General features: G+C 65.0%; 11 protein-coding genes. 3 read left to right on the top strand and 8 right to left on the bottom strand.

Annotated features, from left to right (window positions below):
• Positions 1 to 59: 59 nt before the first annotated feature.
• Both ACQE2J_RS07810 and ACQE2J_RS07805 read left to right on the top strand, forming a co-directional pair.
• Positions 60 to 1,589, top strand: a complete 1,530-nt coding sequence (locus tag ACQE2J_RS07810) for a CitMHS family transporter (RefSeq protein ID WP_426937394.1) — start codon at positions 60 to 62, stop codon at positions 1,587 to 1,589.
• An 11-nt stretch (positions 1,590 to 1,600) separates the two neighbouring features.
• On the top strand, positions 1,601 to 2,062 hold the full coding sequence (locus ACQE2J_RS07805; protein WP_135539349.1) for a universal stress protein: 462 nt from the start codon (positions 1,601 to 1,603) through the stop codon (positions 2,060 to 2,062).
• 11 nt (positions 2,063 to 2,073) lie between these two features.
• Here the strand turns inward: ACQE2J_RS07805 and ACQE2J_RS07800 are convergent, their stop codons facing one another.
• The 3 genes from ACQE2J_RS07800 to ACQE2J_RS07790 form a co-directional block, all read right to left on the bottom strand.
• A complete protein-coding gene (locus ACQE2J_RS07800) occupies positions 2,074 to 3,234 on the bottom strand; it encodes an FAD-binding oxidoreductase (protein ID WP_426937393.1) in 1,161 nt (386 codons plus the stop codon).
• A gap of 207 nt (positions 3,235 to 3,441) precedes the next feature.
• On the bottom strand, positions 3,442 to 5,046 hold the full coding sequence (gene aceB / locus ACQE2J_RS07795) for a malate synthase A (RefSeq protein ID WP_426937392.1): 1,605 nt from the start codon (positions 5,044 to 5,046) through the stop codon (positions 3,442 to 3,444).
• A gap of 163 nt (positions 5,047 to 5,209) precedes the next feature.
• Positions 5,210 to 5,416, bottom strand: coding sequence for a hypothetical protein (locus tag ACQE2J_RS07790; RefSeq protein ID WP_426937391.1), 207 nt, complete (start codon positions 5,414 to 5,416; stop codon positions 5,210 to 5,212).
• On the opposite strand from ACQE2J_RS07790, the gene ACQE2J_RS07785 reads away from it, so the two are divergent.
• Positions 5,409 to 7,400 (top strand): L-lactate permease, encoded by a 1,992-nt coding sequence (locus tag ACQE2J_RS07785; RefSeq protein ID WP_426937390.1) that lies wholly within the window; start codon positions 5,409 to 5,411, stop codon positions 7,398 to 7,400. The genes ACQE2J_RS07790 and ACQE2J_RS07785 overlap by 8 nt on opposite strands.
• A 481-nt stretch (positions 7,401 to 7,881) precedes the next feature.
• Here ACQE2J_RS07785 and ACQE2J_RS07780 read toward each other — a convergent pair whose 3' ends face one another.
• The 5 genes from ACQE2J_RS07780 to ACQE2J_RS07760 form a co-directional block, all read right to left on the bottom strand.
• Positions 7,882 to 9,528: a ribonuclease J gene (locus tag ACQE2J_RS07780; RefSeq protein ID WP_135539665.1), complete on the bottom strand. Its 1,647-nt coding sequence runs from the start codon at positions 9,526 to 9,528 to the stop codon at positions 7,882 to 7,884.
• A 34-nt stretch (positions 9,529 to 9,562) separates the two neighbouring features.
• Positions 9,563 to 10,486, bottom strand: a complete 924-nt coding sequence (gene dapA, locus ACQE2J_RS07775) for a 4-hydroxy-tetrahydrodipicolinate synthase (protein ID WP_425118782.1) — start codon at positions 10,484 to 10,486, stop codon at positions 9,563 to 9,565.
• Positions 10,487 to 10,777: 291 nt separating this feature from the next.
• Complete coding sequence (locus ACQE2J_RS07770) at positions 10,778 to 12,637, bottom strand: KAP family P-loop NTPase fold protein (RefSeq protein ID WP_426937389.1); 1,860 nt, start codon at positions 12,635 to 12,637, stop codon at positions 10,778 to 10,780.
• Between the two features lie 252 nt (positions 12,638 to 12,889).
• On the bottom strand, positions 12,890 to 13,528 hold the full coding sequence (locus ACQE2J_RS07765) for a TetR/AcrR family transcriptional regulator (RefSeq protein ID WP_426937388.1): 639 nt from the start codon (positions 13,526 to 13,528) through the stop codon (positions 12,890 to 12,892).
• Entirely contained in the window at positions 13,525 to 15,525 is a 2,001-nt protein-coding gene (locus tag ACQE2J_RS07760; RefSeq protein ID WP_426937387.1) for an FAD-dependent oxidoreductase, read from the bottom strand. The genes ACQE2J_RS07765 and ACQE2J_RS07760 overlap by 4 nt, the downstream gene beginning before the upstream one ends.
• Between the last annotated feature and the right edge of the window lie 159 nt (positions 15,526 to 15,684).

The following is a 15,684-nucleotide window of genomic DNA, read 5'->3' as shown; positions in this document are numbered from 1 at the left end:
TGTGATCTGGACCCTACGGTGTTCTCAGCCTCACATTCGCCTTCGAAGGAGAAGCTCTCGTGCTCGTCATCCTCGGTTTCGCCATGATCGGTGTCTTCATGACGCTGATCATGACCAAGCGACTCTCACCGATCCTCGCACTCATCCTCGTGCCCACGATCTTCGGCCTCTTCGCCGGAGCCGGTCTGGGCATCGGAGAGATGGTCATGGACGCGATCGCCTCGATGTCGTCGACGGCAGCGCTGCTGCTCTTCGCCATCATCTACTTCGGCATCATGATCGACGTCGGCCTCTTCGACAAGCTCGTCGAATTCATCCTCAAGGTCGCCGGCCACGACCCGGTCAAGGTCGTCATGGGCACCGCCCTGCTCACCGGAGCGGTCTCCCTCGACGGCGACGGATCGACGACATTCATCGTCGTCACCGCCGCAATGCTGCCGATCTACCAGCGCCTCGAGATGCCCCCGGTCGTGCTCACCTGTGTGGCCGGTCTCATCAACGGCACGCTCAACATCGTCCCCTGGGGCGGGCCGACCGCACGTGCGTCATCGGCGCTGCAGATCGACGCCAACGAGATCTTCGCCCCGATGGTGCCCTCGCTGGTCGCGGGTCTGCTCGTGTGCTTCCTCTTCGCATATCTGCTCGGCCTCTCCGAGCGTCGTCGCCTGGCGAAGAACGGTGTGGCCTGGGTCGAGGAGTCCGGATCCGGCCGGTCCCGGTCGGATCTCGTCGGCGCCATAGCCGGAGGCAAGGCGGGCCGATCGTCGACGACGACCACCGCGGGCAAGTCAGCGACGGCAGGCACCGGGCAGGCAGCGACTGCGAGCGGGCACGGCACGGCCGCCTCGGGGACGGGATCGGACGGCACCGCCACCGAGGCGACCCTCGACTCCCCTGCCCCCGCAACTGGATCCGCCGGTTCGGGTTCGGCCCTGGCGAACACCGCGCTCGATCCCCATCGCGCGACACTGCGGCCGAAGCTGTTCTGGTTCAACCTCGCACTCACCGTGGCCGTGATGGTTCTGCTCATCGCCGACATTCTGCCGCTGCCGTACCTGTTCATGATCGCCACCGTCATCGCGCTCATGGTCAACTTCCCGAAGATGAAGGACCAGCAGGAGGAGCTCGCCAGCCACGCGACTGCGATCATCTCCGTCGTCGCCATGGTCATGGCCGCGGGCGTGCTCACCGGAATCATGTCCGGCACGGGAATGGTCGATGCGATGGCCGCGTGGCTCGTCGACGTCATCCCGAACGCGATGGGCCCCTATATGGCCGTCATCACCGGTCTGCTGTCGATCCCGATGACGTTCTTCATGAGCAACGATGCCTTCTACTTCGGCATCCTGCCCGTGCTCGCCGAGACCGCTTCCCACTTCGGCATCTCGGCAGCCGACATGGCCCGCGCTTCGATCACCGGCCAGCCCGTGCACATGCAGTCACCGCTGGTGCCGGCGATCCTGCTGCTCGTGTCCCTGTCCGGCGTCGAACTCGGCGACCACCACAAGAAGGTGCTGTGGCGGGCACTCATCGTCGCCCTCGTCATGCTCGCCGTGGGTGTGGCCATCGGCGTCATCGGAATCGGCTGAGCGGAGCAACCATGACTGATCTCTATTCGACTCCGCACCGCCGCTTCCCGGCCCCCACCCTGCGGGTGACGGCGTCACCCGGTCTCGGATCTGCGACCGCGACCGTCGTCCTGGCCCTGCGAACGGATGCCTCGGAGGCCGTGCTCGAGCAGGCGATCGCGGCGGCCCGACGTGAGAACGCCTGCGTGCGGGCGGTCGTGTTCGGCACGGACACGACCACCGCCCCGTCGACGTCCCCTCTGGCCGAATGCTCCCGTTTGGGCACCGCCCTCGCCGAGGCGGGCCTGGAGTTCGAGGTCCACCGTGCCGGTTCCGACCTCGCCGAGCAGATCCTCGACCTGGCCTCCACGCATGCGGCACGGCTCATCGTCATGGCGGCCAAACGCCGCTCCCCCGTGGTCAAGCTGCTGCTCGGGTCGAGTGCCCAGCAGGTGATCCTCGAAGCCGACTGCCCGGTGCTGTTGGTGAAATAGAGCAGTCGGGTTCAGATCCCGCCGAGGCCACGGCCCGGCGCGAGGATTCCGCGCGGGTCGAGCAGGTCCTTGATCTCCTGCAGCCCGCGACTGCCCGGCAACGGCCCCCACGCGTCGAGTTCGTCCCAGACCGGCGCCGGAGCATGGAGCAGCCGTGCGCTGATGCGGTGCAGGCCGAAGGAGCGCAGGTGTTCGAGCACGACGCGTGTGGCCACTCCCGGTTCGGTCTCCGGGGCGCCGACTCCGAGTTCGACACGTCCCGACGCACTCCCCCGCAGCTGCAGCGGATAGCCGATCGCGGTTTCGAGCCGGTCGATCGTCGTGAGCAGGCTCGGCAGGAAATCCGGGGCCACGGACACACTGATCGTCACGGGAGTCCGCACCCGTGTGCCCCACCAGCTCGGACGGGCGCAGGCGGTGGCGCCGGGGATCCGCTGGACGAGGCGGTCGCTCTCGGATTCGACGAGCTCGCCTGGGCCTTCGAAGAGGACCACCGTCGCCGCCGGTGAACCGGGCGGGCGTTCGAGGGCGACCGCATCCGGCACACGGCGGGCGCCCACGAGGGCGGGGGCCGCCTCGGCGCCGGGTATCCACACGAATCCGCGGGATTCGGGTCGGGCTCTGACACGGATTTCGGCCTCGACGATGATCGCCCTGCTTCCCCACGAGCCCGTGACGAGTCCGGGCAGCTCGCAGCCGGCCAACTCCGGCGAGAGGCCTTCGGCGGTGCGGGCGATCGTCCCGTCGGCGCCGACCGTGGTCACGGCCAGCACCGTCTCGGGCAGCTGGGGACGGCTGAGGTGGGCCGGACCGGTCGCGGCCGTGGCGATCATCCCGCCGAGGCTGGACCCGGCATTGATGCGATCAGCGGGCAGGTCGGCGAGGATCTCCTGCCCTGCGTTCTCAAGCTGCCGATTGAGTGCGCTGATCTTCGCTCCCGCACCGGCACGAAGGGTCTTATCGTCGCGGGAGTGTCCGGCCACCTCGGCGAGTCCGGACAGGTCGAGCAGCAGCCCCGGCGTGGGCGCGGGCGGATGGTCGTCGAAGGCGGTGCCGCCGCCGAAGACGGCGACGGTGCGGGATTCGGCATGGGCGCGCGAGAGGAGTTCGGAGAGCTCGGCGATGCTGCCGGGGCTGGCCAGCCGGGGCAGTTCGTCAGTGGTCCGGGTCATCCCTGTCTCGGTTCCTGCTGGTGGTGGCACTGCTGGTCGCTCTTCGTCGTTGCGGTTGTTCTTCGTCGTTGCGGTCGTTCCTCCGACCGTTCCTCTGTGCGGTCATCGGGCCGCGCCGATGTATGTCGAGCTTAGCGAAGAACGCCCCCGAAATCGGCGCTCTGGGCACAGATTTCGGGGGCGTTCGGTGTCAGCACCGAATCCGGATCACGGCATGCGGGCGTAGGCCGGCAGGGTGAGGAAGTCGACGTAGTCGGGAGCGAGCGCGACCGAGACGAAGGTGTCGGTGGCGTCCTTCCAACCGGCGTCGTCACCGGGCAGCTTCGCGACCTCCTCGGCGACGACGCGCTCGACGAGCTCCTTCGTCACCTTCTCCCCCGAGTCGAGGGTGATGCCGGCATCCAGCCACTGCCAGACCTGGGACCGGGAGATCTCCGCTGTCGCGGCATCCTCCATGAGCCCGTTGATGGCCACCGCGCCATTGCCCTCGAGCCAGGCGCGCAGGTACTGGATGCCCACGGAGACGTTGGTGCGCAGACCCTGCTCGGTCATCGACCCCGGGGTCGACTTCACATCGAGGAGATCGGCGGCGACGACATTGACGTCCTCGCGCTTGTTCTCGATCTGGTTCGGCTTGTCGCCGAGGGTCTCGGTGAAGACCTCCTTGCAGAGGGCGACCATGCCGGGGTGGGCGACCCAGGAGCCGTCGAAGCCGTTGCCGGCCTCACGGGATTTGTCATCGCGGACCTTGTCGAAGGCGGCCTTGTTCTCAGCCTCGTCCTTCGACGGGATGAACGCGGACATGCCGCCGATGGCGTGCGCCCCGCGCTTGTGGCAGGTGCGCACGAGCAGTTCCGTGTAGGCGCGCATGAACGGCACGGTCATCGTCACGTCCGAGCGGTCCGGCAGCAGGTAGTCGTCGCCGCGCGAACGGAAGTTCTTGATCACGGAGAAGATGTAGTCCCAGCGACCGGCGTTGAGACCGGCGGAGTGCTCGCGCAGTTCGTAGAGGATCTCCTCCATCTCGAAGGCCGCGGGGTAGGTCTCGATGAGCACGGTCGCGCGGATGGTGCCGCGGGCCAGGCCGAAGGTATCCTCGGCGACCTCGAAGACCTGGTTCCACAGACGGGCCTCGAGGTGGGATTCCATCTTCGGCAGGTAGAAGTAGGGACCCTTGCCCTTCTCGATCTGGATCTGACCGGCGGTGGAGAAGTAGAGGGCGAAGTCGACGAGCGAGCCCGAGGTCTCCTCACCGTCGATGCGGATGTGCTTCTCCGGCATGTGCCAGCCACGGGGGCGGACGACGATGGTCGGCAGCTCCTCCTCGGGGGCCAGGGTGTAGGACTTGCCCTCGGGCGAAGTGAAGTCGATCTCGCGGTTGAGCGAATCGAGCAGGTTGATCTGGCCCTGGATGACCGAATCCCACTGTGGGGTGTTCGCATCCTCCTGGTCGGCCAGCCACACCTTCGCACCCGAGTTCAGGGCGTTGATCGTCATCTTCTTGTACGTCGGCCCAGTCATCTCCACCCGGCGGTCCTCGAGACCGGGTGCCGGCGGTGCGACCTGCCAGCTCGGGTCGTTGCGGATCTCGGCGGTCTCGGGCAGGAAGTCGAGGTCCTTGCCTGCGGCGATCTCGGCCTGACGTTTCTTGCGAGCTTCGAGACGGGCCAGGCGATCGCCGTTGAACTTCCGGTGCAGGTCGACGATGAGCTCAAGCGCTTTGGGGGTGAGGACCTTTTCAGCCCCGTCCGGCAGCTCACCGGTGATCTCCATCCCGGCGGGGATGTCCAGGTTTTCGATATGAGCGGTCATCGATGGTTCTCCTTAGTCAGCACAGAGTTGCTGCGTCTTTGTCCGCACCGCGTGGTGCGTCGTTCTCGCTGGTCAACGGGGTTTGGCCTGCGAAACTTTCACATCGTGAAAATGTATGTTCACACAACGAAAGACTATGAGGTGATGCACATCTCGTCAAACCCTATCCCGGATTCGAGACGGTGTGTTCGTTGACTCCTCGACGCGGGCCGGAGACGATGTGCACAGCACCAACTTTCGTGGACTCGCCGAGGCGGCCGACCAGCACCGACCACCCGAAGTTCTCGGTCGGAGGAAGGACAGCGTCGCCCAGGCTGCGTCCTTGGATCGACGCGGCAACGACGCCGCAGATCGGACTCGCAGTGGACAACCTCGCTGTTGCAGCTCTACTGGCCCTCTCCCCCATTCTGTTGGCGGGAATCCTTCTGATCGGCTTTCGCTGGCCGGCCAAATACGCGATGCCCGTCGGACTGGTCGCCGCCGCGCTCGTGGCGAACTTCGCGTGGAAGATCGAGTGGGTGACGATCGGCGCCTCCGTCGTCCAGGGTCTCCTCGTGGCGATCGGTCTGCTGTGGATCGTCTTCGGCGCGCTTCTGCTGCTGGCCACGATCACCCGCTCGGGAGCGATCGAGACGATCCGCTCGGGCTTCATCGCGATCTCTCCGGACAGGCGTGTGCAGGTCATCATCGTCGCGTGGCTCTTCGGCTCCTTCATCGAGGGCGCTGCCGGCTTCGGCACCCCGGCGGCCGTCGTCGCTCCGCTCATGCTCGCCCTCGGCTTCCCGGCGATCGCGGCGGTCCTCGCCGGTCTCATCATCCAGTCGACGCCGGTGAGCTTCGGCGCCGTGGGCACACCGATGGTGCTGGGCATCGGCACCGGACTCGCACAGGAGGACGGATCGATGTCGGCCGATGTCGCCGCGCGTGCCGGGCAGCTCGGTCTCAATCAGGCCGAGTTCGTCGCCCACACCGCCGCACAGGTCGCTCTCATCCATGCCATCTGCGGTATCCTCATCCCGCTTCTTCTGGCCTGCATGATGACCGGGTTCTTCGGCGCCAATCGTCGATTCGCCGATGGTCTGGCTGTCGCTCCGTTCGCGATCTATGCGGCGCTGGCGATGATCGTCCCCTACCTCATCGTGGCGAATCTGCTCGGACCCGAGTTCCCGTCCCTGCTCGGTGGTCTCATCGGTCTGGCGATTGTCGTGACGACTTCGCGGATGGGCTTCCTCATGCCGAAGAAGACCTGGGACTTCGCGCCCAGGGAGAAATGGCCGGTCTTCTGGATGGGCACCGTCGACCCGAACAAGGAGAAGGCTCAGCTGCAGAAGAAGATGTCGATGGTCCGCGCCTGGTCGCCGTACCTCATCGTCGTCGCGCTGCTGCTCATCACCCGCAATGTTCCGACCGTCAAGGAGTTCCTCAACGGCCCCGCGGTGATCAAGATCGACGGCATCTTCGGCACTGCGATCAATCAGAACATGGATCTGCTGTGGTCCCCGGGAGCGATCTTCGTCCTCGCCTGCGGGCTGACCTACTTCATCCATCGGATGACGAAGAAGCAGATCGCCGGGTCCTGGCAGATCGCCGGTTCGCAGATCGCCGGTGCCGCCGTGGCCCTGCTGTGTTCCCTGCCGCTGGTGCGTGTCTTCATCAACTCCGGTGCCGATTACAACGAGGCCGGGCTCGAATCCATGCCGGTCACCCTCGCCGAGGCGGCCGCCTCGACCGTCGGAGACGCGTGGCCGCTGTTTGCCCCGTTCGTCGGCGCTCTCGGCGCGTTCATCGCCGGTTCGAACACCGTCTCGAACATCATGTTCTCGCAGTTCCAGTTCTCGACCGGCACCGCCATCGGCGCGGCCAGCCCCGAGACGGTTGTGGCCGCGCAGGCCGTGGGCGGTGCCGCGGGCAACATGGTCGCCGTACACAATGTGGTGGCCGCCTCGGCGACGGTAGGCCTGGTGGGCCGCGAGGGCGAGCTCATCCGCCGCACGTCGGTCCCGATGCTCATCTATTCGCTGACTGCGGGCGCCTTGGCGTTCATCGGCCTCAACGGCCTCGGCTTCAATGCCGGCACCGTCGTCCTCACGGCACTCATCGTCGGCCTCGCCGTAGCAGTCGTTCTGGCCCGCAGGTCACCGGGCAAGCTCCTGCCAGGCGTCGAGGTCGGCGCCGAAGGGCATGCGGCTCAGGGCGACGGCGACGACTCTGCCGCCGGCGGTTCGAACGGCGGCACGAATGGCACAGGCGCTGCCGCCGGCGATTCGCACAGCACCGGCGCGGAGACCAACGGCTCTGCCGCCGATGACTCTGCCGCCGATGACGACGAGCCGGAGCCCACCGCCCGCGCCTGATGCACGCTTCGGCGCCGGAGCGTGCGTCAGGGTGGGCGTGCCCTGACACCACATTTGGTACGCGGATCACCACATTTGGTGCAGGTCGCATTACATTTCGTACAGTGCATCAGCCTTTTTTACTGATGCACTGTACGAAAAGTGGTTAGTAGGACGAGCTGGCGCAAGGAAGCGTCCGTGCAGGCCTGTGAATGGCATCAGCGCGGTCGTCCGACTTCAGCTCGGGCATAGGCCGTGCTGTTTCCGGATGACCGCGCTGATAAGCGCACGCCGTGGGCGCAGGAGCTCTTGGGCGCGCTGGCAACGGCGTTGCTCGGCAATGCGCGCGTTGGCAAAGGTGCTGCTCGTCGCGCTGGCAACGGTGCTGCTCGGCGGTCTGGCAAAGGTGCTGCTCTGCGCGCTGATGCGCGCGCTGCTGCTCGGCGATGCGCGCTGCTGACGGCAGGCGGCCCTCATGAGCGCGCCTGCCGACAGAGCCGACTCAGACGATGACGACCATGGGGACGATCATCGGCTTGCGACGCAACTTCGACGACACCCAGCGGCCGACCGTGCGGCGCACGACCTGCTGCAGCTGGTACTGGTCGGTGGTGCCGTCGCGCAGAGCATCCTCGACGGCCTTCTGGACCTTCGGCATGATCGAGTCGAAGACATCGTCGGACTCGGCCACACCGCGGGCATGGATCTCGGGGCCGGCGATGAGCGACTTCGTCTGCGAGTTCACGGCCATGAAGATCGTCACGAAGCCCTCACCGGACAGGACGAGACGATCCTTGAGGTCGGCCTCGGTGATCTCGCCGACCGACGAGCCGTCGACGAAGACGTAGTTGCAGTCGACAGCTCCGACCACCTCGGCGTGGCCGTCCTTGAGGTCGACGACCCAGCCGTCGTCGGCGAGGACGATGTTGTTCGGGTCGACTCCCGTCGCCTCGGCGTGGCGCGCATTGGCCAGCAGGTGGCGCCATTCTCCGTGGACGGGCATGACGCCGCGGGGCTTGACGATGTTGTAGCAGTAGAGCAGCTCGCCGCCGGAGGCGTGGCCGGACACGTGGATCTTCGCATCGGCCTTCGAGATCACGCGTGCACCGAGCTTCATCAGGCCGTTGATGACCTTGAACACGGAGTTCTCGTTGCCGGGGATGAGCGAGGAGGCGAGGATGACGGTGTCGCCGTCGCCCACGTCGACGCGGTGGCTGCGGTTGGCCATGCGCGACAGTGCCGCCATCGGCTCACCCTGAGATCCGGTGCACATGAGGACGATCTGGTCCTCCGGGTAGTCATCGACCTTCTTGATGTCGATGAGCGTACCGTCCGGCACGTCGAGGTACCCGAGGTCGGCGGCGATCTTCATGTTGCGCACCATCGACCGGCCGACCAGTGCGACCTTGCGCCCGTGGGCGGTCGCAGCGTTGAGCACCTGCTGCACACGGTGGACGTGGGAGGAGAAGGAGGCGACGATGATCCGGCGCTCGGCGGTGCCGAAGAGGTTTTCGAGCACGGGCCCGATGTCCTTCTCCAGCGCGGTGAAGCCGGGGACCTCAGCGTTCGTCGAGTCCGTCATGAACAGGTCGACGCCCTCTTCGCCGAGGCGGGCGAAGGCACGCAGGTCGGTGATCCTGCCGTCGAGCGGCAGCTGGTCCATCTTGAAGTCACCGGTGTGGAGGATATTGCCGGCCCCGGTGCGGATGAACACGGCCAGGGCATCGGGGATCGAGTGGTTGACGGCGACGAACTCGAGGTCGAAGGGACCGAGCTGATCGACATCGTCTTCTTTGACCACGCGGGTGATCGGCTTGATCCGGTGTTCTTTGAGCTTGGCTTCGATGAGCGCGATCGTCAGCTTCGAGCCGAGGATCGGGATGTCTCCCTTGCGGCGCAGCAGGTAGGGAACCGCGCCGATGTGGTCCTCGTGGCCGTGGGTGAGGACGAGGCCGACGATGTCGTCGAGGCGGTCATCGAGGTACGAGAAATCGGGGAGGATGAGGTCGACGCCCGGCTGGTCCTCTTCGGGGAAGAGCACGCCGCAGTCGACGATGAGGAGTTTGCCGTGGTACTCGAACACGGTCATGTTGCGCCCGACTTCGCCGAGGCCGCCGAGTGCGACGATGCGGACGGCTTCCTTATCCATCCTCGGCGGACGGGACAGTTCTTGGGTCAATGCATTATTCACTGAGGTAACCACTCCTGGTCAATTGGGCGGTGACGAACGCCACCTGCTCCTCATCAGCTGGGAGCAGCGGCATCCGCACATCGCGGTTGTCGAGTATTCCTTGGGCCTGCAGAGCGGCCTTCGCCGAGGTCACTCCCGGCATGTGGTTCATGAGCGCATCCACGACATCCGCGGTATCGCGGGAAAGGATGCGGGCGGTGTTGAGATCGTTGTTCGCCACTGCGGCCACCATCGCCGCGAAGCGGTCGGAGCACACGTGTCCGGCAACGGATACGAGTCCGAGCGCGCCGAGGGACAGCAGCGGCAGGTTGAGGGCGTCTTCGCCGGAGTAGTAGACCAGCGATGAGTTGTTCATCACGAACGAGGACGCGAAGAGGTCGCCTTTGGCGTCCTTGACCGCGAGGATGTTCGGATGATCGGACAGCCTCAGCAGCGTATCCGTGATGATCGGTGCGCCGGCCCGTCCGGGGATGTCGTAGAGCATCACCGGCAGGTCGGTCGAGTCGGCGGCCGCGCGCATGTGCGCTTCGATCGCCGGCTGCGTCGGCTTCGAGTAGTACGGGGTGACGATGAGGATGCCGTCGGCTCCCGCATCGGCCGAGCGCCGCGAGAGTTCGATGGTGTGGGCGGTGACGTTGTTGCCGGTGCCGGCGATGATCTTCGCCCGATTGCCGATGACCCCGCGCACGACGCGCAGCAGTTCGACCTTCTCGTCATCAGTCGTCGTCGGTGATTCGCCGGTGGTCCCGGAGACGACGAGCATGTCGTTGCCGAGCTCGACGAGGTGGTTCGCCACCTTCTCCACGGACGCATAGTCGATGCTTCCGTCGCGTTTGAATGGGGTCACCATTGCCGTGCCGACGGTACCGAACGCGTCAATGGCAGTCGCTGCTGCCCTGTCACCGAGAATCGCCATAGTCCCAGGATACCGCCCACGCCGTCTCACGAGTGCAGTGGTCCACCCGCGTTGCGAGACGAGATCTGCCCCACACCCCCGCCGAGGGGACTGACCGCTCCCCTCAGGCAACCGGGCCCGCCTCGTGTGTCGAGAGGCAACGGGCACTCGTGAGCCGGTGGGAGGCGATCATCATTTCCTCTCGACAGGGGCCCTTCCCACGCCGGTTCCCCACCGTGGTGGCCCTGCACCCACTCAGCGTGAAATCGGTCAGGAAGGGCGATGCTGACGGAAGGGAATCCGACCGGCACGTCAGAATGCGTCGGGGAGGTATTGAGAAATCTGATTGGACCAGAACTCGGCCAGGTTCACGACGAAGTCCGCTTCGGCTTCCGAATGACCGATGTTCCTGACCGAAAAGAACCCTTCCCCTCTGGGGTTCGTTCGAGCAGATGCAGAGCTCTCTCGTTCAGGGAATCTGATGACGAACGCCTGCCGAAATGTTTCAGGGTCTTCGAACCCGAACAGTCGAGTCTCCAAGCGGACGTTGAAGAACGTCTTGTTGATGTGGAGGAGTCCGGCTCGACGTCCTCCCACTTCGATGGTCCAGTCCCTCGGAGAATTCAGTTGAGCGCCGACAGTGACGCGGTCATTGTGACCAAGGACTCGTATGAATGCTTCCGGATTTCGCAATACCGAGTCGATGTTGCTCCAAGCAACGGAGTCGGATAGCAGCGCCCTCCGCTCGTCCGGATCATAGACCTTCTGTCCCCGCCGGGATCCCACTTGGCTGGAGTCCAGCCCAGCGCTGGTGGTCACCGCCTGGTTGAGAGCCCTTTCGAACGCCGAATCCTTCAACGATTGCGAAGCATCGACAAAAGTGGATCTGACAGCCTTGACGAACTCCGGGAATCGGATCGTATCGATCGAAACTCCATGGCGTTCCAGGATTTCGACTTCGCCATCAGAATCCTGTCCGTGATCCGCGTCCGCAAAGTACAAGCGGAAGACTTCCGACTCTTCAATCCCCTTCTCGACGAGCTCAGCGTAGGCGTCAGGATAGGCGGTCTGCAGACACAGGATCGCAAACAGCTGCGAGTCGGTGACGCGGGCGACGCCGGGATCGTCCTGATTCTCCAGCTCTGCCGCAATTGTGGAGATGTCCCTGAGCAGCATAAAACTGTTGAGCAGACGTTTGATTGCCCTCGGATTGTTCCCAATCGAGTACTTCACGAGATCCAGGAATTCCGAGCGCTGCTCTGGACCCAGCGCCAAGCCCGTCTCTTCCACGAGCTTGTCGAGAAGCTCGTCGATCCGATAAGCACCCACAGGCATTTGGAACGGAACCTGAATGATCTTGTCGAAGAATGACCGGGCCTTGGCACGGTCCATCGCAGCACCATATTTGGCACTGACACCCTGCTCAACCACGGAAAAGTCGATGGCCAACACGAAGACACAGTGCTCGACGTCGAGGAAGAGCTTCAACGCCTCCATCAACTCGACAGCCTTACGAGGCTCCAAGCGATCCAAATCGTCGATGAAGATGACCACACGTCCACAGCCGTCCCGACTCCCGTCTGCTCCAGCTCCGCCGCCCCGCGGTTGCACCAATTCGCGGACAGCAGCCGCGAACTTCTGCTTGAGCTCGACGACAGCTGCCGCAGGGTCCGCGTACTCGGAAGTCTGCTGATCCTCGCGATTGTAATGTTGAATCCCGCCGATAGCATCCACGGTGTTCTTGAGCTCACCGAGGTTGGCAAAGTCCAACGCGACCTTGGCAGCGCCAAGACCGACAACGGACGCCACAGACACCAAAGTATTGATGAACTCCTTCCGCTTTGCGCGTCGTCCGCCGTCGGCGTCGACGGTCAGCAGGCTTGCTCCGATTGCTCCGAACAAGCTGGTGACCAGTCGATCTCCCATATCGAATTGGGAATACTGCCACGTATTGAACCGGATCGTGTAGATCGGAGGTTCCTCCGAATTCTCAGGTGCCGGCTCGAACGGATCAGAGAGTCGGAAGTGGCGGTGGGGAGCGAGGGCCTCTTCCGCAAGCATCATCATGTTGGTCTTCCCGGTCCCCCAATCGCCCTGAACCGCCACAGTCATAGGCGTCTGGCACGACTCGATGAAGCGGGCAAGACCGTCCCGGAAGGGTTTGATGCCCAACCAGTCGAGTCCTTGGGGCGCGTCAACAACGCCCGATATTCGCGGCATATCGTTCTCCCTCTTACCCATGACGACCTTTCCCTCGGACTACACCTGAATTGCGGTCACAGTAGCACGATCACAAGCGTTCTTGGGCTCTGGTTTCTCTCTCCGTTACTCGAAGAGCCGTCCAGTTCTCGACCGGCTCTCCGACCGAGCCATCGGTGTGGCGGCGGGGCTGAGGTCGAGACTCGTCGGTGCGCCGGCTCCCGCTCAGGCACCAACGCCGTCCTCGTTCAGAAGCCGATACGCGGTCGCTGCGAGGACTCGCGCCATCGTCTGCGGATTCGGTCCGTGCCCGGCGACGGTGGCGAGGTCGAAGCCGTCGATGATCGCTGTCAACGTGTCGACCACCTCGGCCACGGTGAGCCCGCCGAGGCGGAACTCGCCCTGTTCCGCCCCGTCGTCGATGATCTGCCGGAACAGTCCCCGCCAGCCGTCGAAGACGGCGTCGACGCAGTTCTGCAGCCCCCGGTCGGTGCGGGCGACGGTGACGAGTTCGAGCCAGATCCGGGATCGCTGCTCGTGCCTGCCGACCTCGTGAATGGCGGCAAAGGCGGTGTGCAGGCGATGCCGCGCGGTGTGTCCACGGTTGTCCTCGCGAGCATTCGCGATCTTCTCGATGTCGGTGAGCACGGTCGCAGTGTGAGATGAGAACGACTGCGCGAGCAGCTCGTTGCGGGAGGCGAAATAGTACTGCACGGTCCCGACCGACATGCCCACCGCACTCGCCACATCGGCCAGTCGCACGGCGGCGGGCCCACGGTCGACGATGACGTCGAGGGTGGCCCGGATGATCGCTGATCTCTTCGCTTCGGCCCGTTCGGGCGGCTGCGCCGGACGGGGACTCATGCCGGAACAGTCCGCTGCCAGGCCGCGATCTCGGTGGCCGCGGTGAGTCCCTCGTACACGGCTTCCTCGACCGTGCGCGGGGCCAGCGCGTCGCCGATCACCGTCACCGAGGCGGTCCCGAAGTCGAGATCGACCGGCACCGATCGCGGTGCTGCCGAGACGATCGTGGCGGCGACATCTGCGACCTCGTGGACGATTTCGCACAGCGTGGATTGCAGATACCCGGTGTCGGCGTCGACTCCGACGAGCCGAGCGTCGTTCAGGAACTCGATGCGCCCGGTCCGCAGGGCTTGAGAGACGAGCAGGGTGCGCGTGTACTGCTGGATGGCGGCACCGGCGAAGTTCGCCGCGGTCGCCAAGGTCACGTGCCGGCCGGCCTCGGCCAACCGCAGCGCGATGCCGAGGCCGATCCAGTCGCCTTTCCAATCCGTGACGAGCACCCGGCCGGTCGGCAGGTTCGGGTCCTCGCGCAGATAGTCGCGGGCTCCGATGACGAGAGAATCGTCGGCGATCTCGAGCGCGGGCAGACGCTGCTGGGCCCCGGTGGCGACGATGACATGATCGGGGACGATGTCGTCGATCAACGCCTGGGTCACCGGCGTCGAGGTGCGGATGTCGACGCCAGCGCGGGCCGCCTCGGCGGACAGATTCGTCGCAGCTCCCCCGAATTCGGATCGATACGGAAGTTCCTGAGCCAGCAGCACAGCTCCGCCGAGGTGGGGCTCCTTCTCACACAGCACCACCTCGTCGCCCTGTTCGCCGGCGACGGCCGCGGCTTTGAGCCCGGCCGGTCCCCCACCGATGACGAGGACCTTGTCTCGGGCGCGAACGCGGGGTCGGGGCAGGAAGGTGAGTTCGCGACCGGATTCGGGGTACTGAATGCACGAGATCGGCACTCCCTGCTGGAAGTGACCGATGCAGGCCTGGTTGCAGCCGATGCAGGCACGGATCTCGTCGACTCTGTCGGCCTGGGATTTGTTCGCGATCTCGGGGTCGCAGATCATCGCGCGAGTCATGATCGCCATGTCGGTGCGGCCCTCGGCGATGGCCGCTTCGGCTTCATGGGGCTGGTTGATGCGGCCGGCGACCATGACGGTCTTATCCGTGATCTTCTTGACCTGCTCGGACAGGTTCGTCGCATAAGCGGCCTCGACCTGCATCGAAGGCACGATATGGACTGCTCCCTGCAGGGTCGAGGAATCGCCGGCTGTCACGGAGTAGTAGTCGAGACAGTCGCGGCCGTCATGGTCAAGGCCGTCGAGATGGTCGATGAGGTCGAGGATCTCGGTGGCGACGAGTCCGTCTTCGGTCTTCTCCTCTCCGGAGATCCGCAGGCCCACCACTGCGTCGGGACCGACTGATTCGCGGACGGTTGCGACCACCTCGGCGAGGAACCGGCGGCGGTTCTGCGGACTGCCGCCGTATTCGTCGGTGCGGGTGTTGACTCCCGGATTGAAGAACTGGATCGGCAGGTAGCCATGGCTGGCGACGATCTCGACGCCGTCGATGCCGGAGTCGGTGATGCGTTTCGCGGCACGGCCGTATCCGGCGATGATGTCTTTGACCTCGGCGGTGGTCAGCGCTTCGGGGACGACCTTGAATCGCTCCTGCGGTTCGTCGCTGGGGGCTTTGGCTCGCGGGGCCATGCCGCGCTCACCGTCCATGACCTCCCGGCCCGGGTGGAAGAGCTGAGCGAAGATCGTGGCACCGTGGCGGTGGACCGCCTCGGCGACGGCTTGATATCCGGGCACGGAGGATTCGTCGGTGGCCATGAGCACGTGGCTGGTGTAGCGGGCGGTTTCGTGGACGCCGGAGACCTGCAGGACGATGAGTCCGGCTCCGCCCTGCGCGCGGGCTTCGTGGTACGCGACGAGATCGTCGCCGATGTGACCGTAGTCGTCGAGGACGGTGTCATGGCCGGAGGAGACGATGCGGTTGCGGACGGTCAGGGGGCCGAGGGCGATGGGGTCGAAGAGGTGCGGGAACAGCTGAGACATGATCGTCCTTGATCACTCGAGGATGCGGCTGACCCCGTTATTCATATCACCATATGACGAATGGCGGCAAGGGTTCGTCCTCGCACAGATCCTCGAGGCAGGGGACAGTGCCGGAGCAGTCATGGCATAAAGATGCCGTGGCCGATCCGGCATCGGCCA

The organism is Brevibacterium sp. LE-L, assembly GCF_050214925.1.
Taxonomy (GTDB): Bacteria; Actinomycetota; Actinomycetes; order Actinomycetales; family Brevibacteriaceae; genus Brevibacterium.
Note: the sequence above shows the minus strand (reverse complement) of the source record. Positions and strands in the feature narration are given on the sequence as shown.